Annotated in this window: 24 protein-coding genes; 10 read left to right on the forward strand and 14 right to left on the reverse strand. The window is 64.4% G+C overall.

Annotated elements, in window-relative coordinates:
* Position 1: 1 nt before the first annotated feature.
* Positions 2 to 235, reverse strand: coding sequence for a sulfur carrier protein ThiS (gene thiS, locus BJ994_RS10440; protein WP_167993897.1), 234 nt, complete (start codon positions 233 to 235; stop codon positions 2 to 4).
* Positions 232 to 1365: a glycine oxidase ThiO gene (thiO, locus tag BJ994_RS10445; RefSeq protein WP_167993898.1), complete on the reverse strand. Its 1134-nt coding sequence runs from the start codon at positions 1363 to 1365 to the stop codon at positions 232 to 234. Before thiO ends, thiS begins: the two co-directional genes overlap by 4 nt.
* A gap of 139 nt (positions 1366 to 1504) precedes the next feature.
* On the opposite strand from thiO, the gene thiE reads away from it, so the two are divergent.
* On the forward strand, positions 1505 to 2155 hold the full coding sequence (gene thiE / locus BJ994_RS10450) for a thiamine phosphate synthase (protein WP_167993899.1): 651 nt from the start codon (positions 1505 to 1507) through the stop codon (positions 2153 to 2155).
* 17 nt (positions 2156 to 2172) lie between these two features.
* Here the strand turns inward: thiE and BJ994_RS10455 are convergent, their stop codons facing one another.
* Positions 2173 to 2826, reverse strand: a complete 654-nt coding sequence (locus tag BJ994_RS10455) for a ferritin-like fold-containing protein (RefSeq protein WP_167995970.1) — start codon at positions 2824 to 2826, stop codon at positions 2173 to 2175.
* 202 nt (positions 2827 to 3028) lie between these two features.
* On the opposite strand from BJ994_RS10455, the gene BJ994_RS10460 reads away from it, so the two are divergent.
* The 3 genes from BJ994_RS10460 (at position 3029) to BJ994_RS10470 (ending at position 7378) form a co-directional block, all read left to right on the forward strand.
* Positions 3029 to 4561: an RNB domain-containing ribonuclease gene (locus tag BJ994_RS10460; protein WP_167993900.1), complete on the forward strand. Its 1533-nt coding sequence runs from the start codon at positions 3029 to 3031 to the stop codon at positions 4559 to 4561.
* Between the two features lie 300 nt (positions 4562 to 4861).
* Positions 4862 to 6469 (forward strand): DEAD/DEAH box helicase, encoded by a 1608-nt coding sequence (locus tag BJ994_RS10465; protein ID WP_167993901.1) that lies wholly within the window; start codon positions 4862 to 4864, stop codon positions 6467 to 6469.
* Positions 6470 to 6475: 6 nt separating this feature from the next.
* Positions 6476 to 7378: a DNA methyltransferase gene (locus BJ994_RS10470; RefSeq protein WP_167993902.1), complete on the forward strand. Its 903-nt coding sequence runs from the start codon at positions 6476 to 6478 to the stop codon at positions 7376 to 7378.
* Here the strand turns inward: BJ994_RS10470 and BJ994_RS10475 are convergent.
* Together BJ994_RS10475 and BJ994_RS10480 are read right to left on the reverse strand one after the other, a co-directional pair.
* Positions 7368 to 8213 carry a PHP domain-containing protein gene (locus tag BJ994_RS10475; protein ID WP_167993903.1) on the reverse strand — a complete coding sequence of 282 codons (846 nt, stop codon included), beginning with the start codon at positions 8211 to 8213 and terminating at the stop codon, positions 7368 to 7370. The genes BJ994_RS10470 and BJ994_RS10475 overlap by 11 nt on opposite strands.
* 30 nt (positions 8214 to 8243) lie before the next feature.
* Positions 8244 to 10070, reverse strand: a complete 1827-nt coding sequence (locus BJ994_RS10480) for an acyltransferase family protein (RefSeq protein WP_167993904.1) — start codon at positions 10068 to 10070, stop codon at positions 8244 to 8246.
* A gap of 197 nt (positions 10071 to 10267) precedes the next feature.
* Here BJ994_RS10480 and BJ994_RS10485 point away from each other — a divergent pair, with 197 nt between their 5' ends.
* The gene (locus BJ994_RS10485; protein WP_167993906.1) at positions 10268 to 11878 is read left to right on the forward strand and encodes an aminopeptidase P N-terminal domain-containing protein; all 1611 of its coding nucleotides are present in this window, start codon (positions 10268 to 10270) and stop codon (positions 11876 to 11878) included.
* Positions 11879 to 11945: 67 nt separating this feature from the next.
* Here the strand turns inward: BJ994_RS10485 and BJ994_RS10490 are convergent, their stop codons facing one another.
* Complete coding sequence (locus BJ994_RS10490; RefSeq protein WP_209066780.1) at positions 11946 to 12779, reverse strand: YflT domain-containing protein; 834 nt, start codon at positions 12777 to 12779, stop codon at positions 11946 to 11948.
* A 150-nt stretch (positions 12780 to 12929) separates the two neighbouring features.
* On the opposite strand from BJ994_RS10490, the gene BJ994_RS10495 reads away from it, so the two are divergent.
* Genes BJ994_RS10495 through BJ994_RS10505 form a run of 3 tightly spaced genes read left to right on the forward strand, consistent with a single transcriptional unit; the run spans position 12930 to position 15917 of the window.
* Positions 12930 to 14210: a magnesium transporter MgtE N-terminal domain-containing protein gene (locus BJ994_RS10495; protein ID WP_167993915.1), complete on the forward strand. Its 1281-nt coding sequence runs from the start codon at positions 12930 to 12932 to the stop codon at positions 14208 to 14210.
* Positions 14203 to 14796 carry a DUF1003 domain-containing protein gene (locus tag BJ994_RS10500; protein WP_167993918.1) on the forward strand — a complete coding sequence of 198 codons (594 nt, stop codon included), beginning with the start codon at positions 14203 to 14205 and terminating at the stop codon, positions 14794 to 14796. Before BJ994_RS10495 ends, BJ994_RS10500 begins: the two co-directional genes overlap by 8 nt.
* Entirely contained in the window at positions 14793 to 15917 is a 1125-nt protein-coding gene (locus BJ994_RS10505; protein WP_342450355.1) for an Mrp/NBP35 family ATP-binding protein, read from the forward strand. Before BJ994_RS10500 ends, BJ994_RS10505 begins: the two co-directional genes overlap by 4 nt.
* Before the next feature lie 23 nt (positions 15918 to 15940).
* On the opposite strand, the gene BJ994_RS10510 is transcribed toward BJ994_RS10505, so the two are convergent.
* Genes BJ994_RS10510 through sigE form a run of 3 tightly spaced genes read right to left on the reverse strand, consistent with a single transcriptional unit; the run spans position 15941 to position 17987 of the window.
* The gene (locus BJ994_RS10510) at positions 15941 to 16345 is read right to left on the reverse strand and encodes a twin-arginine translocase TatA/TatE family subunit (RefSeq protein WP_167993920.1); all 405 of its coding nucleotides are present in this window, start codon (positions 16343 to 16345) and stop codon (positions 15941 to 15943) included.
* Between the two features lie 42 nt (positions 16346 to 16387).
* Entirely contained in the window at positions 16388 to 17353 is a 966-nt protein-coding gene (locus BJ994_RS10515; RefSeq protein ID WP_167993922.1) for an anti-sigma factor family protein, read from the reverse strand.
* Positions 17354 to 17357: 4 nt separating this feature from the next.
* Positions 17358 to 17987: an RNA polymerase sigma factor SigE gene (gene sigE, locus BJ994_RS10520; protein WP_167993924.1), complete on the reverse strand. Its 630-nt coding sequence runs from the start codon at positions 17985 to 17987 to the stop codon at positions 17358 to 17360.
* Positions 17988 to 18267: 280 nt separating this feature from the next.
* Between sigE and BJ994_RS10525 the strand changes: the two genes are divergently transcribed.
* Entirely contained in the window at positions 18268 to 18906 is a 639-nt protein-coding gene (locus BJ994_RS10525; protein ID WP_167993926.1) for an O-methyltransferase, read from the forward strand.
* A gap of 165 nt (positions 18907 to 19071) precedes the next feature.
* Here the strand turns inward: BJ994_RS10525 and BJ994_RS10530 are convergent, their stop codons facing one another.
* The 5 genes from BJ994_RS10530 to BJ994_RS10550 all read right to left on the reverse strand — a co-directional run bounded on the left by BJ994_RS10530 (position 19072) and on the right by BJ994_RS10550 (position 22316).
* A complete protein-coding gene (locus tag BJ994_RS10530) occupies positions 19072 to 19239 on the reverse strand; it encodes a DUF3117 domain-containing protein (protein ID WP_167993928.1) in 168 nt (55 codons plus the stop codon).
* A 141-nt stretch (positions 19240 to 19380) separates the two neighbouring features.
* Positions 19381 to 20625 (reverse strand): hypothetical protein, encoded by a 1245-nt coding sequence (locus BJ994_RS10535; protein ID WP_245192284.1) that lies wholly within the window; start codon positions 20623 to 20625, stop codon positions 19381 to 19383.
* Positions 20573 to 21160, reverse strand: a complete 588-nt coding sequence (locus tag BJ994_RS10540) for a DNA-3-methyladenine glycosylase I (protein ID WP_167993930.1) — start codon at positions 21158 to 21160, stop codon at positions 20573 to 20575. Before BJ994_RS10540 ends, BJ994_RS10535 begins: the two co-directional genes overlap by 53 nt.
* On the reverse strand, positions 21157 to 21531 hold the full coding sequence (locus tag BJ994_RS10545) for a DivIVA domain-containing protein (protein ID WP_167993932.1): 375 nt from the start codon (positions 21529 to 21531) through the stop codon (positions 21157 to 21159). The genes BJ994_RS10540 and BJ994_RS10545 overlap by 4 nt, the downstream gene beginning before the upstream one ends.
* 2 nt (positions 21532 to 21533) lie before the next feature.
* On the reverse strand, positions 21534 to 22316 hold the full coding sequence (locus tag BJ994_RS10550) for an LOG family protein (protein ID WP_167993934.1): 783 nt from the start codon (positions 22314 to 22316) through the stop codon (positions 21534 to 21536).
* 117 nt (positions 22317 to 22433) lie between these two features.
* Between BJ994_RS10550 and BJ994_RS10555 the strand changes: the two genes are divergently transcribed.
* Positions 22434 to 23222 (forward strand): amino acid ABC transporter ATP-binding protein, encoded by a 789-nt coding sequence (locus tag BJ994_RS10555; protein WP_167993936.1) that lies wholly within the window; start codon positions 22434 to 22436, stop codon positions 23220 to 23222.
* Positions 23223 to 23243: the final 21 nt, after the last annotated feature.

Raw genomic sequence — 23243 nt, forward strand, 5'->3', positions numbered from 1 at the left:
GTCATCCTCCCTGTACTGCGGTGACGAGTTCAACGTCGTCGCCTTCGGTAAGCTCTCGTTCTGCCCACTGGCTGCGCGGAACCACTGTGGCGTTCACTGCAACTGCCAGCCCGAGCCTCGCGCCGTCGATCGGCTGGCCACTTGGAGCAAGCTTCCTGCCGGTGACGTTCGAGACCAGCGCCAGCAGGTCTGCGTCCGAGGTTTCGGAAGCCTTCCCGTTGAGTGTGATGTTCATTGTTGTCCTTTCCCGAACCGGTCCGGTCGATAGCGTTCGATTCCTGGTGGTACCGGTTTGCCCTTCAGCAGGTCCACGCAGAGAGCCGCAGCCGCCGGAGTCAGCAGAACCCCGTGACGGAAGAACCCGGTGGCAATGAGGAGTCCGTCCACCCCGGGCACGCCGCCAAGCAGTGGTGCGTTATCCGGCGTGCCCGGCCTGGCGCGGCACAGGATCTCCTCGAGTTCCAGCTCTGCCACCGCTGGTACCAGCTGCTGTGCATCACGCAGTAACTGGTACACGCCGCCGGCCGACACTGCATTGCTGCCGTCCTCACGGATCGTTGCGCCGAGGACCACCGTTCCGTCGGCGCGCGGCACCAGATAGACGGCGTGCCCTCGGACCAGTCCCCTAACGGTATGGGTGAGCAGGGGTTGGAGGGACGTCGGTACACGCAGCCTCAAGATGTCGCCGTACACCGGGCGCATGGGCAGCTGAACGGGCAGGTGCGTAAGTTCAGAGGCAGCCAGCCCGTTCGCAACGATGGTGTGGCGTGCCGCCACTGTACCGCCGTCGTGCAGTTTCACCCCGATCACGCGATCGCCGTTCCGCTCCAGTGCGCTGGCGGTCGCCGCAAGAATGGTTCCGCGCGCTAAGACAGCGGAGTGCAGGGACGCTGCGAGCTTGCGGGGATCCAGCTGGTGATCCTCCCCCGCGCGGAATGCTCCGGTTGCCGCGGGTCCGATCATCGGCTCGCTACGGCGCGCCTCACGCACCGAGATCTGCTCGACGTCCAACCCGTGCGCGGACTGTACGGTCCGCAGGTCCGCGAGCGCCTGACGATCGGCGCCATCCACGGCGAGCACCAGCGTGCCGGTGTTGCGGTAGCCGGGGTCAATCCCGGTCCAGGCGAGTGAAGTGATGAACTCGGGATACCTGCGGGCGGAGTCCATGGTGAGTTCGAGGAGGTGTTCCTCGCGGTAGTGCAGCTCGCTGGCGGGTGCGATCATCCCTGCCGCGGCACGGGTGGCACCCGTTGCCGGAGCCGGATCGATCAGGGTCACCGAGTGTCCCCTGCGAACCGCCTCCCAGGCGATGCCGAGGCCCACGATTCCACCGCCGACGACGGCGACATCCACTGAAGCTTCCAAGAAAGGCCCTTCCCTACGCCGGCATGACCCGGATCAGGTTCGTTGTTCTCACAACGCGGTCGGCGCCGAACGCCCTCTCAGCCAGTGTGCCCGTGTCCGGACACCGCGGCTCCCGCAGTACCCCTTTATTGTAGGTGGTATGCAACTGATAACCTCCCGGCTATACCTGTGCACGGATTCCCGCGGAAAACAGCAGGACTTCGGCGACTTCGTCAATGCCGCCTTTGCCGGCGGCGTCGACATCATTCAGCTACGGGACAAGTCCATTGAGGCAGCGCAGGAACTTGAGCTCCTTGAGGTCCTCCGCGCGGCGGCGGTTTCACACGGGAAGCTGTGGGGTGTGAATGACCGGGCAGACATCGCTGCCCTCAGCGGCGCACCCGTCCTTCATATCGGTCAGCGAGACCTGCCTCCTGCCCTTGCGCAGCCGTTCCTGCACGACGGCGGTGTGCTGGGGCTCTCAACGCACTCACCCGAGCAGGTCCAGGCCGCAGCGTCGAACAAGGAAGTGGATTACTTCTGCACCGGGCCCGTCTGGGCGACCCCGACCAAACCCGGGCGGGCCGCGGTCGGCCTGGATCTGGTCCGTTCTGCCGCCAGTCTTGAGGCATCGCTCGCCGAGCAGGGCCGGGAGCTGAAACCGTGGTTCGCCATCGGCGGGATTGACCTGGGAAATATCGGCGAGGTGGTCGAAGCCGGGGCGGGGCGCGTCGTCGTCGTTCGCGCGATCACCGAAGCCGATGACCCTGCGGAGGCGGCGGCACGGATCAGGGCTGAACTTCCCGAGTAAATACTCTCGTGAGCGGGTCAGGCGGTCAGGCCGAGCGCGCTCATCCGTCGTGAGTGGTTGCGTGTCAGTTGGGCGAACAGTTGGACGGTCTCGCGTTCCTGGTCTTCGGCCGTTCCCTGGAAGAGCAGCCCGCCGAGGAATTGCCGCTCGATCCCTACGCGCTGGGCCTGCGTCAGCGCCTCGCCCACGAGGCGACGCCCCCACAGGGCCAGCCGGGAGGCCAGCCGAGGATCGTCGGCCAGCGCGGCCTTCAACCGTGACTGCAGCAGTCCCCCCTGCTCCGTGGTCGACTGGATGCGGCCGATGAGTTCGCGGGTAGCCTCATCCAGGCGGCCGGCGAGCGCCGTGTAGAAGTCACCCGAGATTGCGTCGATGACGTATGCCTTCATCAGGGACTCGTACCAGTCTGCTGGACGGGTGCGCTCGTGGAAGGAATCGATCGACCCCTGGAAGGGACGCATCGCCTCCTCCACATCGACGCCGAGTCCGGCCAGATGCGCACTGACCATCTCAAAGTGCTCGAACTCCGTGACGGCGAGGCGTCCCAGCGCTGCCCTGTCACGCAGCGTCGGGGAGAACCGTGCATCCGAGGACAGCCGCTCGAAGGCTGAGAGCTCTCCGTAGGCCATGACGCCGAAAAGGTCGACGACGAACCTGTTCAGGGTGCCCATGTCCGGGGACGTTATTCCCGTGGTGCGTGCGGATGGTCCCGCCGTCGGGGTCTGCGAGTCCAAAGCTGCCATGCGCTTAAGGGTACCTGTGCTGTGCGAACCCGTCGGAGCCGGTGCGCTGAGTGGAATTTGGTGCGGGTTCTGCGGAATGTGGCGCAGACGGCGCGTCAGCACGTGGATGACGTGTATTAGGGTTTGATTTGTGCCGTATTCGCATCTGGATCTGAGCAACCGGGATTCCCAATCCCAGCTCACCGCTGCGCTCGAGGGCCTCCGGGAAGAACTGGAGCTGCACGCCGAGTTCCCGCCGGAGGTGCGCGAGGAGGCACAGCGGGCTGTGGAGCAGCAGGTGCTGCCGGAGCGGGATCTGACCGCTTTGGGCTTCATCACCGTGGACCCGCTCGGTTCCACCGATCTGGACCAGGCTTTCCACCTCGAACGGCATGCGGCCGGCTACCGTGTCTGGTACGCCATTGCGGATGTGCCCTCTTTCGTTGCACCGGGAGGCGCCATCGACGCCGAAGCACGACGGCGGGGCCAGACGATGTACGCGCCCGACGGTCGAATCTCCCTTCATCCGGAAGTCATTGCAGAGGATGCCGCCAGCCTGCTACCCGGTCGCAACCGTTCGGCGTACGTCTGGGAGTTCGTCCTCGATGCCGCCGCCCGAGTGGAGTCCGTCGTCGTCGAACGCGCTGTGATCCGCAGCCGCGCACAGCTGACTTATGAGCAGGTGCAGGAGGACATCGATTCAGGCGGAGCCGCCGAGAACCTCACACTGCTCAAGGAGATCGGAAACCTGCGGATCGGGCTGGAAAAGGAACGTGGAGGAGCAAGCCTCAACCTCCCCGAACAGGAGATCGCGCACGACGGCGAGAGGTACTTCATTCTCGCTCGTCCCCCGTTGCCTGCGGAGGACTGGAATGCCCAGCTTTCCCTGATGACCGGGATGGCGGCTGCGGAAATCATGCTCAAGGGCGGTGTGGGAATCCTGCGCACCATGCCGGCACCGGATGAAACCTCGCTCGCCCGCTTCCGGCACCAGGCGCGTGCTCTGGGACGTGCCTGGCCGCACGATCTCCCCTACGGCGAGTTCCTGCGCAGCCTGGACACCACCGACCCGCGGCAGCTTTCCCTGATGCACGCGGCGGCTTCCCTGTTCCGGGGGGCGGGTTACACCGCGTTCGACGGCGAACTCCCGGAAGCCGTGGAGCAGGCGGCCATCGCTGCGCCCTACGCCCACACCACCGCTCCCCTACGGCGGCTCGTAGACCGGTTTGTCCTCATCACGTGTGAGGCGCTGTGCGCCGGACGGGATGTGCCCTCCTGGGTGCGGGATGCGCTTCCTGAACTGAATTCTCTGATGTCTTCGTCGAACCAATTGGCGTCGCGGCTGGAGAGCGGCGCGATTGCCGCGGTTGAGGCCGCACTGCTCAGCAATCGCGTAGGGGAGGAGTTTCCCGCCGTCGTGATCACGGGGTCCAAACCGCCCAACCCGCCCAACGGGACCAGCGGCAAAAACGGAAACAACAACGGGAACGGGAGTCCGCACGGTGTCATCCAGATTGCCGAGCCCGCGGTCGAAGGACGCTGCGACGGCGTGATGACGGCCGGTGAGGAAGTCCGGGTTCGGCTGGTGGCTGCGGACATCGACCGGCGGGAAGTTCGCTTTGAGCTGGCGGAAGGCGCGACTCAGGAGGCGCCGTCGTCGGAAAGCAAGCGGGCAGCAGGGTAGACTTGACTGCGTAGTAATGGATGCCCGGTCGTTTCAGTAATAATTCTTGCTTGCACTCCCGGTCCGTCGCAGTTCCAGGAACTTTCGTTCCCAACATGCGGCTTACCGGCGCAAACCGACCCGCAATACCTACGCGATCTTGAGTTTCCCAGCTCGAAGCGGACCGATCCGCTTCCGGGCCGCAGTTGATAGCCCGCGATCGGCTTCCACTGGACGCCCTGTTCCACCCTGCTCCGGCGGGCCGTGACCGGCCCGGCGTTGAGCCCGGCGGCAGCAGTGCCTAATTGAACGGTAGTAAGAGTGACCACAGACAATCATCACCTCCATGCGGACAACAGCGACGACGAAATCTTCGTCGAGGAAACGCTGGTCAGCACCGAAGAACCCCACCATGAAGCGGCCGAGACCTTCGCGGATTTCAAGGTCCGCGCCGACATCGTCGAGTCCCTTGCCGACGCTGGCATTGTGCACCCCTTCCCCATCCAGGCGATGACCCTGTCGATCGCCCTTGACGGCCACGACATCATCGGCCAGGCGAAGACCGGCACCGGCAAAACCCTGGGATTCGGTGTCCCCGCGCTTCAGCGCGTCGTCGGCCCGTCCGACGAAGGCTATGACCGCCTCCCCGCTCCGGGAGCCCCGCAGGCACTCGTGGTGGTTCCAACCCGCGAATTGGCCGTGCAGGTCGCGGATGACCTGACGAAGGCCGCGAAGAAGCGCAACGCCCGCATCGTGACCATCTATGGCGGCCGCGCCTACGAGCCACAGGTTGAGGCCCTGAAGAGGGGCACGGAGATTGTAGTCGGCACCCCCGGCCGCTTGATCGACCTGTACCGCCAGAAGATTCTGTCCCTGAAGAACGTCCGCATCGTTGTGCTGGACGAGGCCGACGAAATGCTGGACCTCGGGTTCCTGCCGGACGTCGAAACGCTCATGGCGGCTACTCCCTCGGTACGCCAGACGCTCCTTTTCTCAGCCACCATGCCCGGCCCGGTGGTCGCGATGGCCCGCCGCTACATGTCCCACCCCACGCACATCCGCGCGGCGGACCCGGAGGACGACGGCGCCACCAAGAAGGACATCCGCCAGGTCATCTACCGCGCGCACAACCTGGACAAGGACGAAGTGGTCGCACGGATCCTGCAGGCTCGGGGTCGCGGCCGGACCATCATCTTCACCAAGACCAAGCGGACCGCCGCGAAACTGTCGGAGGAACTCGTTGACCGCGGGTTCGCTGCCGGCGCGATCCACGGCGATCTCGGACAGGGTGCGCGTGAGCAGGCGCTGCGTGCGTTCCGTGGCGACAAGATCGATGTGCTGGTGGCTACAGAGGTTGCAGCGCGCGGCATCGACGTGGAGGACATTACCCACGTCATCAACTTCCAGTGCCCCGAGGATGAGAAAGCGTACCTTCACCGGGTGGGCCGCACCGGCCGTGCCGGCAAGAAGGGCACCGCCATCACGTTCGTGGACTGGGACGACGTGCCGAGGTGGGGCCTGATCAACAAGGCGTTGGGCCTGGATCAGGCAGAGCCTGTGGAAACCTACTCATCCTCCCCGCACCTGTACACCGACCTCGACATTCCCGAAGGCACCAAAGGCCGGCTTCCCCGAAGCCAGCGCACCCTCGCCGGCATCAATGCGGAGAAGATCGAGGATCTCGGCGAGACCGGCAAGAAGAACCGTTCGGCTTCAGGCTCCGGGTCCAGTGGACGCGGAGGCCGCAGCCGGCAGGGCGGCTCCGCGGAGAATGGCGGCGGCCGTCGTCGATCGGGTGGACCCGGGACAAATGGCGAGGAACGCACCGAGGGCGAGGCTTCCAAACCTGCTGACCGTCCGAAGCGGAACCGGAGCCGCACCCGCCGTCGTAACGGCGAGGTAGTTCCCAAGTCCGCTCCCGAGGCCTAAAGCCCCGTGCAGGATGCGGCGGCCCCTCCGGCCTGGCGGCCGGACGGGCCAAACCTCGTTGTGGAGGCCAATAACGCCGAGTACCTTCCCGGTTTGCCGGACGGTGCATTCACGATGATTTATGTGGATCCGCCGTTCAACACGGGCCGCTCGCAGCGCAGGCAGCAGACCTCCATGGTGCGCAGTGCGCCCGGCGCCGGAGACCGCGTCGGCTTCAAAGGGCACAGCTATTCGACCGTCAAGGGGATTCTCGCCAGCTATGACGACGCCTTCGAGGACTACTGGGAGTTCCTCGCGCCACGCCTCACCGAGGCGTGGCGGCTCCTGGCCGATGACGGCACGCTCTACGTGCACCTGGACTACCGGGAAGTGCACTACGCGAAGGTCATGCTTGACGCATTGTTCGGGCGGGATTGCTTCCTCAACGAGATCATCTGGGCCTATGACTACGGTGCCCGTGCGCGCCGCAAGTGGCCGGCCAAACACGACAACATCCTCGTGTACGTGAAGAACCCTGATCGCTACTACTTCAACAACGCCGACGTCGACAGGGAGCCGTACATGGCGCCCGGCCTGGTCACCCCGGAGAAGGCTGCCCTCGGCAAGCTGCCAACGGATGTCTGGTGGCACACCATTGTCTCCCCCACCGGGCGGGAGAAAACGGGTTATCCCACCCAGAAACCCGAGGGCCTCATCCGGCGCGCCGTGACGGCCAGCAGCAGGCCCGGGGACTGGGTGCTCGATTTCTTCGCCGGCTCCGGAACGCTGGGCGCTGTGGCCGGGAAACTTGGACGGCGGTTCGTGTGCATCGACAGTAACCGCCAGGCCATTGATGTCATGGAAAACCGGCTTGCCCCCTGGTGCGGAGCCGTTCAGCCAGCGGACGAGGAGCCGGCCGCTACCGGATGACGCGGCTACCGGTCGCGAGCTGCTCCATACGCGACAGGACCTCGGGCCGTGTCAGGTTCTCGCCCAACCGGTTGGGTTTTCCCGTGCCGTGATAGTCACTCGATCCGGTAACCAGCAAGTCGTGTTGCGCGGCGATCGCGCGAAGCTCGCCCCGGCCCTCGTCGGGGTTGTCCCGGTGCTCGATCTCCAGCCCCAGGAGTCCTGCGCCGATCATCTCCTCCGTGACGCCGCGGTCCACGATACGTCCGCGTGAGGAGGCGACGGGATGGGCGAACACGGGGATCCCGCCCGCAGCGCGGACCAGTTCGACGGCGTCAGCCGGGTTCGGTGCGTAGTGGCTCACCCAGTACGGTGACCGGGCGCTGAGGATATGCGCGAAGGCCTCGCTCCGGCTGGCAACAACCTTAAGCGCAACCAGCGTGTCCGCAATGTGTGGCCGGCCGATCGTCGCGCCAACAGCTACGTGCTCGAGCACGTGCGCCCAGGAAATTGGGTAGTCCACGGCAAGTTTCTCCACCATCCGTTCGGCCCGGGTCAGGCGGGCGTCCCGGGAACGTTCCACTTCCGCGAGGAGCGCCGGATGGGTGGGGTCATGCAGGTAGGACAGCACATGGACGCTGATGCCGGTGTCCGTCCGGCAGGACACCTCCATTCCGGGCACGAGCGCCAACCCCAGTTCCCTGCTTGCGCGGCCTGCTTCCGCCCAACCGGCTGTCGAGTCATGGTCGGTGAGCGCAACCACGTCGAGTCCTGCGGCAGCGGCCGCGCGGACCACGTCCGCTGGGCTTTCGGTGCCGTCGGACACCGTCGAGTGGGTGTGCAGGTCGATTCTCACCAAACAACTGTACGTCGGACAACTCCTAAGTCATTGTCCGGAACGCACGAGCTCAGCGTAGACCTGGCCTCCGTGCGGCCCCGGGTGAATTCCGTCGTCGGCAAAGTCCTGGACCTCGCCGGCTGCTTGGTTCCAGTCGCGGAGTTCCACGTTCTGCCGGGCTGCAGCAAAGGAGCGTAGCTTGTCGTTCACCGCGCCAACCCAGTCCCGCGGTCCGTGTGCCGTCACCAGGATCAGCCGTCGGTCCGGGCCGACAGCCCGCGCAAGGTCATCGAGTACCGACGGATCGAAATCGCCGTTCGTGCCGAGCCCGACGACGACAACCTGCCTCAGCAACCCCTCACGTTCCAGCGCCTCAACCAGGGCTGGAGCCTCACCCATCTGCCGGCCGACCTCGGCACGCACATCGATCCCGGGCAGTTGCGCTACCAGCTGCGGCGCCGCGGCGAGCATGACCGAGTCGCCCAGCGCGGTCATGGCCGAGCCGTCGAGCACAGCGTGTTCGGATCCGGGCGGCTTGGGGGACGACGGCGGGTGCTGCGGATGAGCGGGCTGCACCGGAGCTGCGGACGGTGAAGGCGTGTGTTTCACCGCCGCTGCCGCTTGCCGTGCTGCCGCCTGTCCTGCTTCCAACTGTTCCTCGAGCTGCGTCGAGGGAGGCGAAACGGCAACCGCCGTACCTGCCAGGACCGATACCGAGGCAATGGCGGCGGTTCCGCTCACCAGGGCAGGCTGGACGCTTCCGCCACGCCAGCGACCTAGGACGCCCCTTACAGAGCCCTTCAGCCCGTGAGCGAGGACCGGCTGCTCAAGATAGCGCCAGCTGGCGGCAGCGCACATCAGCGTGAGTGGTACGACGACGGCGGCAGCCCATTGATCCGCGCCGGCGGGCAGCCAGCCACTCACGAGCACCGTCCATGGCCAGTGCCACAGATAGATTCCGTAGCTACGCCGGCCCACCCATTGCAGCGGCGCGCTCGCCAACCAACTCGCTGCGGGACCCGTTGCGTTGCGCAGTAGCGCCACTACGAGTACCGACACGGCGCTGAAGGCGAACATGCCGCCCTGGTACGCGGCAGCGCCATCGTCGTGCAGGATCAGGAAGAACAGCGTGAGCCCCAGCAGGGCTGCAGGAAGCACCATCCGTGCGGTCGCCGGTGGGACGACCACGGTGGTACGCCCGGCGGCCAGCGCCAGCCAGGCACCGAGGAGCAGACCGAAACCATGGGTATCGGTCCCGAAGTACAACCGGCTGGGATCGGCGCCCGGCGTGTATTGAAGACCCATCGCCAGGGCGCTCAGCACGGCCCCGCCCAGTGCGAGCGATGCCACCCACAACGGAAGTGCAGCCCCAATCCGGCCTCCGCCGATTTTCCATAGGAGCAGCAGAAGCAGCGGCCACAGCAGATAGAACTGTTCCTCCACCGCGAGGGACCACAGGTGCAGCAGCAACGGAGGCTCCGATTCCGCGAAGTACGAACCACCGGATGCGAGCTGCACCCAGTTTGTGCTGAAAGTCGCGGCGCCGGCGGCCTGGCTCTTGAGCGTGCGGTCCGCCTCGGTGGGAAAGAGCAGCACGAGTGTGAAGGCGACGAGGACCACGGGAACCAGTGCGGGAACAATCCGGCGGAGACGTCGAATCCAGAACCGTGCGAGGTCGAGGCGGCCGGTTATCCGTAGCTCTTCCAGCGCCAACCCGGTGATGAGGTAACCGCTGAGGACGAAGAACAGATCCACACCCAGAAAACCCCCGGGCAGCCCTGCCGGAACGAGGTGGTAGGCGACGACGGCCGCAACAGCAACGGCTCTCAGTCCGTCCAGTGGCTTGTTGCGCGCTCTGGGCGTATTCGGTGGCATAAGTCCTTCGGTGTGTGGCTTCCAGTTCCTTGCGCTGTTCGCAAGCCCCCGGGTTACCTTACAAAGCCTCCGGGTGCCCCGAAGGAAAATATCGATGGAATTCCCGTCAGGATCCGCTGGCAATTACCTGAGTGTTTTGCCCGGTGGACCGGTCTGGAGGGTTTTGCCCGCCAAGCCCCCAGTGAGACGATGGAACGGTGAGTACAGCAGAGAACACCCCATCCACAGCGACCACCACAGCTCCGGGCAACGGCGAAGACGCGACCCCCGTCACGCCGGAAGAACAGCCCCTTTCCAGCCGCAACGAGAACCGCTCACAGCGGCCGGACTCCGACGCCTTCAAAGCCTTCATGGGCTCAAAGTGGGCACCGAAGGCCACCGAACTTCCCGCGGAGTCGGAAGTTGCAGGCTACGCAGCGCAGCGTCGGCTGAAGATTTCCCGGCTCTTCCCGGGCGAGCGCCTGGTCATTCCCGCCGGCCCGTTGAAGGTCCGGTCGAATGACACCGATTACCGTTTCCGGCCGCATTCGGCGTTCGCACACCTCACGGGCCTGGGCGTTGACCACGAGCCGGATGCAGTCCTCGTCTTCGAGCCCACGGAGGAAGGCAAGGGCGACGACGGCGGCAACCACCACGCCACGCTCTACTTCCGGGAACTGGCCGGCAGGGACAGCGCCGAGTTCTACGCGAACGCCCGCTACGGCGAGTTCTGGATCGGATCCAGGCTGTCCAGGGCTGAGGTCCGGGCGCTGCTGTCGCTGGAGACAGCTGACCTTGCCGACCTGGAGACCGCGGTGACCAAGGACGCCGGAGTTGTTGAGGTGGGAGGCATCCGTGTCCGCCTGCTGCGCGAAGTTGACCTCAACGCGGACGCGCTGGTTGACACGTCCCGGATCAACACCGGGGTGGACCTTGAAGCATCCGATGAGCTCGATGCCAAGCTGGCCGAGGCACTGTCCGAGCTCCGGCTCATCAAGGATGAGTGGGAAGTCGAGCAGATGCGCAAGGCCGTGGCGGCAACCGTGAATGGCTTCCACGAAGTAGTCAAGGAACTTCCGCGCGCCATTTCGCACCCGCGCGGAGAGCGCGTCATCGAGGGCGCCTTCTTTGCCCGCGCCCGTGAAGAGGGTAACGATCTCGGCTATGACACCATCGCGGCGTCGGGAAACAACGCGACAGTCCTGCACTGGATCCGCAACAACGGCACGGTCAAGGCTGACGAGCTGCTGCTCCTAGACGCCGGTGTGGAGGCTGACAGTCTGTACACCGCCGACATCACCCGCACCCTGCCCGTGAGCGGGAAGTACTCGGAGATCCAGCGGAAGGTCTACCAGGCGGTGCTGGACGCAGCCGATGCCGGCTTCGCCGCAGCCACGATCGGTACCAGGTTCCGCGAAGTGCACCAGGCCGCGATCACCGTCCTTGCGGAACGCCTGGACCAGTGGGGACTTCTGCCGGTATCACTCGGAGAGGTGCTCGCACCCGAGGGCCAGCACCACCGCCGGTGGATGCCGCACGGCACCAGCCACCACCTCGGGATGGACGTGCACGACTGCGCACAGGCGAAGCGCGAGCTGTACCTTGACGGAACTCTGACCGAGGGCATGGTCTTCACCATCGAACCCGGCCTCTACTTCAAGGAAGAGGACCTCGCCGTTCCGGAGGAATACCGTGGCATCGGTGTGCGCATCGAAGATGACATCCTGATGACGGCGGACGGCCCGGTCAATCTCAGCGCCGCACTACCCAGGGAAGCGGACGACGTCGAAGCCTGGATGGCCGGTATCTTCAGCCCCACGGGCGAATAGGTTCGAACGGACCTGCAAACAAAGCGGGTGGGCAGCCGATTGGCTGCCCGTCCGCTTGTCTTGATGATCAGTTCTTACGCGGCTGCTCGTCCTGGCCAGTAGTGGCGTTGGCGTCCTGCTCACGGTCCCCTGGCTGTTGCGGCACACGGACGCCGTACTGCGGCCGCCCATCGGGCAGGTCGGGGAACTGGCCGCGGGTGGCAGGCTTCGCCGGGTCCTGCTGCGCGCCATCTTCGGGCCTGAGCCCGTCCTGCTGGCCCGGTTCCTGGGGGTTAGCCGGTGGCTCAGCTGGAGGCTGTCCCGGAGGGGTTCCCCACCCCTCGGGGCGCTGCGGAGGCTGCTGAGGTGTCTGTGGCTGCTGCGTGCGGTCACCCCAGACCTGACCGTTCCCCGCACTGTTGCCAGGGCTGCCGTTTATAGGCAACTGCTGAAGGATGCGGCGGGCTTCCCCAACAACCGAGGGGTCCGCGATCACGTCATAGCTCGTGGCAACCACCTGGCTGGTCGAGGTAAAGTCCCGCTTGCCGCGCTGGAAGGCATAGGCGATCACGCCGAAGAGTACCCAGAACACGGCACCTAGCGCCATCGACGAAATGATCGGCAGGTAAGTCGAGTCCCCGCCGAAGAGCGTAAGGATGAACCCGACGAAGAGACCGAACCAGGCACCGGTGGCGGCGCTGGCGAGCGCCACCCTGGGGTAGCTGAGCCGACCCGTCACCCGTTCCACGGTCTTGAGGTCATTGCCGATGATGGAGACTTGCTGCACGGGGAACTTGCTGTCCGCCAGATAGTCGACGGCTTTCTGCGCATCCAGGTAGGAGCTGTACCGGCCGATGGTTTCGCCTTTGGGGAGGGTACGGCTCTCATCCCGCGAAGCAGTGCGTCCAAGAACGTTTGACATGTTTTCATTCTTGCCTAGATCCGGGCCACTGTGTTGCTGTATCGCTCGCAGTGAACTCGCACCGGTCCCCGTTGGATCGGGCCGGGCGCCGCGGTGTGGGTGCTGTCACGCAATACGGCGCCAGCGTGGCAACGGCAGTAGCCTAGGCATGTGAGCAGCAATCCGACGCGCGTTTTTGTGGCACGCCTGCTGGGCCTGGACGTTTTCGACCCCCTGGGCGATCGTCTCGGCCGCCTTCGGGATGCCGTTGTACTGGACCGTGGCCCGGGCGATACACCGCAGGTGGTTGGGCTCGTCGTTGAAGTTCCCGGTAAGAAGCGCGTGTTCGTTCCGATGACCCGTGTCACCTCGATCGATGCCGGCCAGATCATCTGTACCGGCCTGGTCAACCTTCGCCGTTTCGACCAGCGCGGTGCGGAACAGCTTGTTGTCGCTGAGCTGTTCGACCGCCGGATCACTCTCCGGGACGGCAGCGGCGAAGCGACCATCGAAGACATCGCCATGGAAAAGGACCGCTCCGGGGACTGGCATGTTTCCCAGGTCTTCATCCGGCGCGGCGTCGGGCAGTCGCGGCTTCGGGGGCTTCGCAGGGGCGAGCGCCTCATCATCGACTGGCTTGATGCGTTCCACGGCGACTCCGCCGAGCCCCAGGCCGCCACACAGTTCGTCGCCCAGCATGACGATCTGAAGGCAGCCGACTTCGCCGATGCCCTGCATGAGATGAGCGAAAAGCGCCGCATCGAGGTGGCGAGTGAGCTTCAGGACCAGCGGCTCGCGGACATCCTTCAGGAGCTCCCGGATGATGACCAGGTGCAGATCCTGTCCTCACTGGACCGCGAACGCGCGGCAGACGTCCTGGAAGAAATGGACCCGGACGACGCCGCCGACCTCCTGAACGAACTGCCCGAGGAGCAGAAGGAAGAGCTTCTGCAGCTGATGGAACCGGACGACGCCGAAGACGTCCGCCGCCTGCTCGAATACGAGGAGGATACAGCGGGTTCGCTGATGACAACGGTCCCGGTCATCCTTCCACCGGAGGCAACCGTCGCGGAGGCCCTGGCGCACGTGCGCAGGGAGGAACTTACGCCTGCCCTGGCTTCATCGATCTTCGTTTGCCGGCCACCGCTGGAGACTCCGACCGGCCGGTACCTTGGTGTCGTCCATATCCAGCAGTTGCTTCGTTTCCCGCCTCCTGAACCGCTGGGAAACATCGTGGACACCGATCTGGAACCGGTGGGCGACCAGGCGACGATCAGCGAGGTTTCGCGAATCCTCGCCACATACAACCTGAACTCGTTGCCGATCGTTAATAGCGACGGCCGCCTGGTGGGGGCGGTGACTGTAGATGACGTCCTGGACCACCTGCTTCCGGAAGACTGGCGTGCCCAGGACATAACGCCCGATAGTTCGCGGGGAGGTTTGAATGGCTGAGAAGAGCAGAACCGTGGCAAGCGGACTGGACACGCCGCGGGAGAGCCGGAAGAGATGGCTCCCCCGATTGCGGCCGAACCCGGACGCCTTCGGCAGCGCCACCGAGAATTTCGCGCGTTTCATGGGAACACCCCAGTTCCTGTTCTATATGACCGTCTTCGTGGCGGTCTGGCTCGCATTCAACAGCTGGGCACCCGAGGAATGGCGGTTCGACAGCGCGGCCATCGGATTCACGCTGCTGACGCTGATGCTGTCGCTGCAGGCTTCGTACGCCGCTCCCCTGCTGCTTCTCGCGCAAAACCGCCAGGATGACCGCGACCGCGTCTCCCTCCAACAGGACAGGCAGCGCGCCGAACGGAATCTCTCGGATACGGAGTACCTCACGCGCGAGATCGCCGAACTCCGGATTGCGCTGCGCGAAGTCGCCACCCGCGACTTCGTTCGCTCGGAGCTAAGGTCAGTTCTTGAGGAACTCCTGGAGTCCCCGGACGGCCAGGAATCCCCGACCCAGCGCAAGCCCAAGCGCAGGGTATCGGACACCACCGCCGTCCTGCCCAAAATTCCGCCGCGGAGGGACAGTCAGTGACACTGGAAGCCACAGTCCATGACGCCCTGTCCGGCGTGATCGACCCCGAGCTTCGCCGCCCCATCACTGAGCTGGGGATGGTAGAGGGCGTTACAGTGAACGACGACGGCGCCGTCGTCGTCCGCGTTCTCCTCACTATCGCAGGGTGTCCCCTGCGTGAGACCATCACACGCGATGTTGAGGGTGCGCTTGCGGGCATCGACGGGATAACCCGGGTGTCGGTTGAGCTGGGCGTCATGTCGCAGCAACAACGGGATGACCTGAAGGAACGGCTGCGGGGAGCCGGGGGCAAACGGCGAATCCCATTCAATGACCCCGGTTCACTCACGCGGGTGTACGCGGTTGCGAGCGGAAAGGGCGGGGTCGGCAAATCCAGCGTTACCGTCAATCTCGCGACGGCGATGGCGGCGGACGGACTGAGGGTCGGCATTGTCGATGCCGACGTCTACGGCTTCTCCGTCCCCGCACTCATGGGAATCACGCAATCTCCCACCCGCGTGGATGAACTCATCCTGCCGCCCGTAGCTTACGGGGTGAAGGCGATCTCGATCGGCATGTTCGTAGAGGGCAACCAGCCGGTCGCCTGGCGTGGTCCGATGCTGCACCGTGCCCTGGAACAGTTCCTCGGTGACGTGTACTTCGGTGACCTGGACGTGCTCTTCCTGGATCTGCCGCCGGGAACCGGGGATATCGCGATTTCCGTTTCGCAGCTGCTTCCGGACGCCGAACTCCTCGTCGTTACGACGCCCCAGACTGCTGCCGCTGACGTCGCAGAACGTGCCGGCTCCATGGCGGTACAGACCGGCCAGAAAGTGGCCGGCGTGATCGAGAATATGTCCTGGCTGGAGTTACCCGGCGGGGAGCGGATGGAGATCTTCGGCTCGGGTGGCGGTGAAGAACTTGCTCGGAGGCTGACATCGACCGTGGGCTACGACGTCGGGCTGTTGGGGCATATTCCACTGGAACCCGCCCTCCGTGAGGGCGGCGACAGCGGCAACCCTGTTGTTCTCGGACCGTCTTCCCCAGCTGCCCTGGAACTCAAGCAGATTGCTGCAAACTTGTCCCGCCGGCCCCGTGGGCTCAGCGACAAGCTGCTGAAGGTAACACCGAAGCTGGCGTGAGCGGCTCCTCGTCAGGAAGAGGGTCAGGTCGCTTCGGCGTCGAAAGGCGCCGCCTGACCGGCCGAAAGCCGGGGAGCTGCCGTCGAAGTAGAGGTTCCAGGAACAGACGCGGAGCCGATTGATTTCTGCTGCGGCTCGGGAGCATTATCATTCACTGGTTTGATGGCGTCCTCAAGGTCATCGAGGAGCGCCTCCTTGATGATGCGCCGTGGATCATACTGGCGCGGGTCCAGTTTCCGCCAGTCGACGTCGTCGAAATCCGAGCCGACTTCATCCCGCAGCTGCTCCCGGGCTCCGGTGGCCATGCGCCGCAGGCCCTTCACAAGCTGGGCCAGCTGCGAAGCGTATTCGGGCAGACGTTCGGGACCAAGGACGATGACAGCGATGAGCGCCAACAAGAGGAACTCGTATCCATTGATTCCCAACACGGAAGAAGCCTACCTGCTTACGACGGGCGGAAGCGATTTACGTCACGGTGAGGGCCGAGCCAGTTTCTCCAGCCCACGCAGGATGCGGCTCAGTGGATCGTCCGGGGTGTCCGGGCGGGAGTAAGCGAGTTGCGAATGCTCGGTAAGCATGAGCTGGCTCACAGTCCTTGGCATGTCTGCTATGGGCAGCGTGGAAACAACTGTGTAAGTTACGGAGCCGGAGTCGATTACGAGTTGCCATGAACGGCCGGGATGCACCCAGACAGTCCGCTGGGTTCCCCCGACCTCCTCGAATCCGTCCTCCACCACAGTGTTGCCGGTTGCTCCGTTGACGGGTACGGCATCCGCTGCACCTGACGACTGGCCGCGCTGCTCGAAGATGGTCAGCGTGTGCTCACCGTCGTCAAGCTTCAACTGCAGCGTTGGACGGCCGTCAACCGTCAACGCTTCCGCGCCAATCAGGTTAAAACCCATTGTTTTCAGTTCGGGACAGAACCATCCGTCATCGCGGAGCTGTTCAATCTCGGGTTCGGAAAGAGATGCAGGCGTTTGTGCGGCAATAGATTCCCAGCTATTTGAGACAGCTGCTGTACCTCCCGCAGCGACGAATTCGTCGGGTTGAATCTCCGACCCGAGCGCATAGGCCGCCGTCAACGTAGCAGCAGTCACAACGGCCATGCCTCCACCGATGGCCAGGGCGGTGCGGTGACGGTGGGCAAAAGACGGGTTCAGAACGCGATGGCCCTGCTCCCGTTCCGAGCCGGGCCGGGCCGAAGGGCCGCCAGCCGCATTCGAGTCATCCGAAGCCTGCAGCAGGATGCGCTCACAGAGGTCGGCTGAAGGGTCAGGGGTCGCAGCGTTCTGGAGACGGTGCCGGACACTTGCCTCCTGCTCGACGGCATGGCTGCACTGTCGGCATTGCAGGAGGTGTTTCTCGATGGCCCGCTGGCGCACAGGTCCGAGTTCACCGGCGACGTAGTCGGTGAGAAAACGCGTTGGATGGCGCATGGACCTAGCGGGCACCCGCGATCCGAGGCAGGTTCAGCCGGGTGGTGCTGGGCGGGACTTGGCGGGGATCACGGTGTGCCAACTTCTCCCGGAGTATTGTCCGGCCACGGTGGATACGCGAGCGGACCGTTCCGAGCTTCACGCCAAGCACGCGAGCCACCTCGTCATACGCCAGGCCCTCCAGGTCACAGAGTACAACGGCTGCCCGGAAGTCCGGCGGCAGCTCCTCCAGCGCCGCCTGCACGTCCAGGTCCAGGTTGTTGAACTCGAAACTGCGCTCCGGACTCGGCTGGGTGCTGGGCAGGCGGCTCTCGGCATCGTCCGCGAGGCCGTCGAACCGGATGCGGCTCTTGCGCCGGGCCTGGTCAAGGAAGAGATTGGTGGTAATGCGGTGAAGCCAGCCATCAAGGGTTCCGGGCTTGAAGTTGGCGAGCGAACGGAAGACGCGTACGAACACTTCCTGTGTGAGGTCCTCCGCGTCGTACTTGTTGCCGGTCAGCCGGTAGGCAAGGCGATAGACCTTGGGGGAATGGTCTCGGACAACTTCCTCCCAGGACGGCGCCACCCAGGCAACCTCGTTAGGATCCTGCTCGCCGGTGGTGACTGTATTGGCCGCTGCGCGGGAAGTAGACATCGACTCTCTCCTCTCACCCTCGAATCGGGAGCTGGTGCGCGGCCCGCAAGTCTGCAGGTCCGCGACCTTCCGCTAGTTATTCGGGGCGTCGCCTCTGTTGGATGCCTTGCGTCCTATATTTTGCCGAATGCACCTGAAAGGTAGCTGGAAGATCCTGGAGTAGCAGCAGGGCGCGGTGATGCGTGGTGCCGGCGGTCCACGGCAGTAGGCTGAAGACAAATCCGCTTGCGTATGCAGCGCGACCCCTTCCATTCCATCCTCCTGAACAGAACGGAATCTCATGAGCACGGAGAAGCAGGCCAACTGGACCTACACGGAAGGCCTGCCAGTTGAGGACGATGTGCTGCTGCGCGCGCGTGACCGGTCCTACGAGCTCGGCGTGACACCCGTAAGCACGGGTATTGCAGCAGCACTGACCGTTCTTGCTGCGGGTTCCAAGGCTATGACGGTTGTCGAGGTAGGATCGGGCGCTGGGGTCTCGGGCGTCTGTCTGCTACGCGGCATGGGCCAACATTCGGTGCTCACGACGATCGATTCAGACGTCGACCATTTGCGTGCCGCACGAGAGGCTTACACGGAAGCAGGAATTCCCGGTAACCGCACACGGACAATCTCAGGGCGGGCTGCGGATGTCCTTCCCCGCCTTACGGATGCCGCCTACGATCTGGTGTTTCTCGACGCAGACAAAGCGGGCTTGCCGGTCTACGCCGAGCAGGCGGTTCGTCTGCTCAAAGGCGGCGGAATGCTTTTGATCAATGACGCGCTCGACGGCGGAAAGGTGGCAGATCCCGCTGTCCGCGAAGCATCGACCAACACACTGCGCCAGGTCGGAAAGACGCTCAGGTCCCATGAACAGTTAGTGTCTGCGCTCCTGCCTGCCGGGAACGGCTTGCAGATGGCCGTCAAAATACTGTCCTAGCAGTTCTCCCACTGGGCGGCTGCTGGTTCTGGCGACTACCGGCCTCCAGCGTTCAGGCGCTCAAGCCCGGTGCCCTCGCCCGTCAGCGACTACCCCGGTGCCCTCGCCCGTTAGCGACTACCGGGCTCCCAACTTTCGCTGGCGCTCAAGCCGGGGCCTCGCCCTTTACTCTGTGACCGTGAGCAGGCAGTCTTTGAGCTTGCCCGCCTCTTCTGCGTTGAGCTCCACGACCAGGCGTCCGCCGCCGTCGATCGGAACCCGCATAATCAGGCTGCGTCCCTCTTTGGTGACTTCCATGGGTCCGTCACCGGTACGCGGTTTCATCGCAGCCATTAAGAGTATTCCTTCCACAGTGCGCGGCCGTAAGCCGCGGTCAACAATGCACGGTGGAGTGATCCCCCGTACGCTCATCCGTTCCTATTATCCCGTACAACTGCGCGCCGGGCGAATCGCCCTGCGGTGCATATCACACCGTCAGGGTGAGTGGTCCGCACCTTCGAACATCGGAAAATAGGCCCATAGCCACGCCACCCAAACCACCTGCAGGCAGGCGAACACGGCGACGGCAAGCCCTCGGTACGCCCGCGAAGTGGATGCCAGTACCGCGACCAGGGCAAGGGGGAACAGCGGCAACAGGACGCGGAAGGTGCTGGTCTGCGGGTTCCAGAACGCCGCGAGGTACAGGAGATAGGCCCCGCACCAGAGCTGAAGTGGCAGGCCCAGCTGCCGGCCCGCGGGAGACAGCAGGGCGCCGATAAATCCGCCCGCGACAAGGGCGAGGGTGATCGGCCCAAGCACCGGCCCCAGCAGTTCGACTGACACGTCCACCCACGGCACAAACACCGTCAGGTGAGTGCCCCGCCACACCGTCTCGGTTTGCACGTAGGCGTCCGGTACACCGGTTGCGACCCAGGCTGCGAAGGGCCACGCCAGCGCCGCAAGGCCTGAGAACACGGTGAGGCAAGCCAACCGGATCAGCGCCGCCGTCTCCGCACGGTGGAACATGAGCCGTGCCAGCAGTAACAGTCCGAGCATCGCGGCGAACGGAACCCCGGCCGGCCGTGCGAGACACATCAGCACCACCACAGGAATTGCCGAGAGGTACCGCTCGGTGACCACCAGATACAGCGCTACTGCCAGGAGCATCAGGTGCAATGACTCCGCGTATGGGATCTGGAGTATCGGGGACACCGGGAAGAAGGCCACCAACGCCACAGCCCACAGGGCGTCCCGATGGTCGGCCCGCAGTCGGAAGATGCGGTAGATGACAAGCGCTGCGAGCGCCCCGCATACCGCGGCGAGAATCGGCGCGGTGGGATTCCACCCTGCTCCCGTGAGTTGGGAAGCCAATCGTACGGAGGCGGGAAACAACGGGTAGAAGGCCCATTGGTTCTGGAGTACCTCGCCGTCGTCACCGCGTGGCAGTTCGGTGGGATATCCGCCGTCGTAAATGCGCTCGTACCAGCCACTGTCCCAGAAGTTCACAAACTCCACATAACCGGGCGACGCTGAAGCCCACGGGCTCGGAACCTGCCGTGAGGCCACAGCACCGAGCACGATGGTGGAGAACGCCCGGGCGGCTGCGTAGATGAACAGCACGTGGGCCCACCAGGGAAGCTTCGCGAGCCGTTGGCCCACCGCCAGGAGGCGTGCCTGAATGGCCGAGTCAGGAACCGAACGCAACACGGTCCCGCACCCAACACGTGGCGAGGTGGTCATTCACATACCCGGTGGCCTGCTGCATGGCATAGGCAGTGGTGGGCCCCACGAATCGGAATCCGTGCGAACGCAGCGCCTTGGCCAGCGCCACGGACTCCGGCACGACGGCGGGGACATCGGCGAGACCAGCGGGCGCCGCTTTTGGAGCCGGCTGGTGTGCTGCGAGGATACCGCTGAGGGTAGTCCCCTCCGGTAGCGCGAGGAGGGCCCGCGCGTTGGCGATTGTGGCGAGGATTTTTGCGCGGTTGCGCACTATGCCGGCGTCGGCGAGGAGGCGGGCGACGTCGTCGTCGTCGAATCCCGCGACCGCCTGCGGATTGAACCCGGCGAAGGCTTCACGGAAGGCCTCACGCTTGCGCAGGATAGTGATCCAGCTGAGGCCTGATTGGAATGCCTCCAGACTGATCCGCTCGAACAGTGCGGCCTCGCCGTTGACCGGACGGCCCCACTCGGTGTCGTGGTACAGCTCGTAGTCGCTGCTGGAGACGGCCCAGCCGCAGCGCAGGCGGCCGTCGCTGCCGGTCACAGCTGTCATGGGCTCTCCTCTTCCCGGTCCTGCGGCTCGTCTTGTACTTCGCTTTGTCCCGGGCTCCGCTTTTCACGCAGGACTGTGATGAGCTCGTCCCGTTCTTCCAGCGCGGAGGCGAGGCGGTCAAGAACTTCGTCGACCTGGTCCATGCGGTATCCGCGGAGCCCAAGTGAGAAGCGGATCCGGCCTACATCGTCCGCTGTGGGATTTTCTGGCAGCAGTACTGGGGGCAGCGTGGGTGTCGGTTCCACCAGACCGGGAACGACGCCGGGCTCCCGCACGCTGGCGGGAGCGTTGCCTGCGCGGTTCCTTCCCACTGCGAAGAAGGCAGTCGCACCGACGATCAGAATGGCGACCAACACCAGGAAGATTGACATGGTCAGGGGCCGCTGTGCGCCGCGGTGTCAGCCAGGACCAGACGAACGGCCTCGGCGGGATCGTCAACGAGATGGACAAGTGAGAGGTCCTTTTCGGAGATCATTCCGTTGGCTAGGAGCGTATTTCGCACCCAATCCCACAGCGGGCCCCAGAACTGTGTTCCGATCAACACAATGGGGAAGGAGGTCACTTTCTGTGTCTGCACCAGCGTCATCGCCTCAAACAGTTCGTCCAAAGTCCCGAATCCGCCTGGCAGCACAACGAAGCCCTGCGCATACTTCACGAACATGGTCTTGCGGGCGAAGAAGTACCTGAAGTTGATGCCAAGGTCCACCCACTCGTTCATCCCCTGTTCGAAGGGAAGCTCGATGCCGAGGCCCACAGACATCCCGCCGGCTTCGCAGGCACCCTTGTTGGCAGCCTCCATCGCGCCTGGGCCCCCACCCGTGATCACTGCGTAACCGGCCTCGACGAGCAGTCGGCCCACTTCCTCGCCAACTGCGTAGTACGGCGAGTCCCGAGGTGTCCTCGCAGACCCGAAGACGCTGATGGCGCGTCCCAGCTCGGAAAGCGTGCCGAACCCTTCCACGAACTCGCTCTGGATGCGCAGGACGCGCCAGGGATCCGTCTTGGTGAAGGGGGTTTCCTCTTCGGAGTCCAGAAGATAGCGGTCGGACTGCATCGATTTGGCCTGATCACGTCGAAGTTCCACCTGGCCTCGCCGCCGGGTGGGGGCGCTCGAAGCTCCGGGCTGCTGGTTCTCGTTACCGATGTGAGGACTCATGAACTCAAGGCTAGCGGTCCGTGGGTGCGGATCTGTTTTGGTTGCTCTTGAATCACGATTCCCGGTTTGCATCAAGCGGCGTATTGCCAGCGGGTAATCTTTCGCTACATTCTAGGTATGACCCGTGACCCACAGTCGAGCCCGTCCGCATCCGCACCCGACTCGTCAGCACAGCCACTCGTCTTGCTCAAGAAAGTCAACAAGCACTTCGGTGAACTGCACGTGCTCAAGGACATCAACCTTGAGGTCGCGCGCGGCGAGGTCGTGGTGGTCATCGGTCCCTCAGGCTCGGGGAAATCCACTCTGTGCCGTGCGATCAACCGTCTCGAGACCATCGACAACGGCGAGATCCGCATAGACGGCAAGGAACTCCCGGCTGAAGGCAAGGCATTGGCCAAACTGCGTGCCGACGTCGGAATGGTGTTCCAGTCGTTCAACCTGTTCGCGCATAAGTCGATCCTCGAGAACGTGACCCTGGGGCCGGTGAAGGTCAAAGGTATGAAGGGCAATGCCGCGAAGGAACTCGCCATGTCGCTGCTGAAGAGGGTCGGCGTCGACAATCAGGCACAGAAGCTGCCGGCGCAGCTCTCAGGCGGCCAGCAGCAGCGCGTGGCAATTGCACGGGCCCTGGCGATGCAACCGAAGGTCATGCTCTTCGATGAGCCGACCTCAGCACTGGACCCGGAAATGATCAACGAAGTCCTCGACGCCATGGTGGCGCTCGCCAAGGAAGGCATGACCATGATCGTGGTCACTCACGAGATGGGCTTCGCCCGGAAGGCTGCGGACCGCGTGATCTTCATGGCGGACGGCCAGATCGTTGAGCAGGCCAAGCCGGAAGAGTTCTTCACCAACCCCCGGAGTGATCGCGCCAAGGACTTCCTCGGCAAGATCCTGGCCCACTGACTACTTACGAATTTCAATCAG

It is taken from the genome of Arthrobacter pigmenti (assembly GCF_011927905.1).
GTDB classification, from domain to species: domain Bacteria; phylum Actinomycetota; class Actinomycetes; order Actinomycetales; family Micrococcaceae; genus Arthrobacter_D; species Arthrobacter_D pigmenti.

Excerpts from the sequence above, each read along its gene's own strand:
- BJ994_RS10530 (WP_167993928.1), bottom strand. The coding sequence starts at position 19,239 with ATGGCTGCGATGAAACCGCGTACCGGTGACGGACCCATGGAAGTCACC.
- BJ994_RS10550 (WP_167993934.1), bottom strand. The coding sequence starts at position 22,316 with ATGAGTCCTCACATCGGTAACGAGAACCAGCAGCCCGGAGCTTCGAGC.
- BJ994_RS10455 (WP_167995970.1), bottom strand. The coding sequence starts at position 2,826 with ATGGGCACCCTGAACAGGTTCGTCGTCGACCTTTTCGGCGTCATGGCC.
- thiS (WP_167993897.1), bottom strand. The coding sequence starts at position 235 with ATGAACATCACACTCAACGGGAAGGCTTCCGAAACCTCGGACGCAGAC.
- BJ994_RS10540 (WP_167993930.1), bottom strand. The coding sequence starts at position 21,160 with ATGACAGCTGTGACCGGCAGCGACGGCCGCCTGCGCTGCGGCTGGGCC.
- BJ994_RS10525 (WP_167993926.1), top strand. The coding sequence starts at position 18,268 with ATGAGCACGGAGAAGCAGGCCAACTGGACCTACACGGAAGGCCTGCCA.
- BJ994_RS10555 (WP_167993936.1), top strand. The coding sequence starts at position 22,434 with ATGACCCGTGACCCACAGTCGAGCCCGTCCGCATCCGCACCCGACTCG.
- thiE (WP_167993899.1), top strand. The coding sequence starts at position 1,505 with ATGCAACTGATAACCTCCCGGCTATACCTGTGCACGGATTCCCGCGGA.
- BJ994_RS10545 (WP_167993932.1), bottom strand. The coding sequence starts at position 21,531 with ATGTCAATCTTCCTGGTGTTGGTCGCCATTCTGATCGTCGGTGCGACT.
- BJ994_RS10515 (WP_167993922.1), bottom strand. The coding sequence starts at position 17,353 with ATGCGCCATCCAACGCGTTTTCTCACCGACTACGTCGCCGGTGAACTC.
- sigE (WP_167993924.1), bottom strand. The coding sequence starts at position 17,987 with ATGTCTACTTCCCGCGCAGCGGCCAATACAGTCACCACCGGCGAGCAG.
- BJ994_RS10535 (WP_245192284.1), bottom strand. The coding sequence starts at position 20,625 with ATGACCACCTCGCCACGTGTTGGGTGCGGGACCGTGTTGCGTTCGGTT.
- BJ994_RS10490 (WP_209066780.1), bottom strand. The coding sequence starts at position 12,779 with ATGTCAAACGTTCTTGGACGCACTGCTTCGCGGGATGAGAGCCGTACC.
- BJ994_RS10480 (WP_167993904.1), bottom strand. The coding sequence starts at position 10,070 with ATGCCACCGAATACGCCCAGAGCGCGCAACAAGCCACTGGACGGACTG.
- BJ994_RS10500 (WP_167993918.1), top strand. The coding sequence starts at position 14,203 with ATGGCTGAGAAGAGCAGAACCGTGGCAAGCGGACTGGACACGCCGCGG.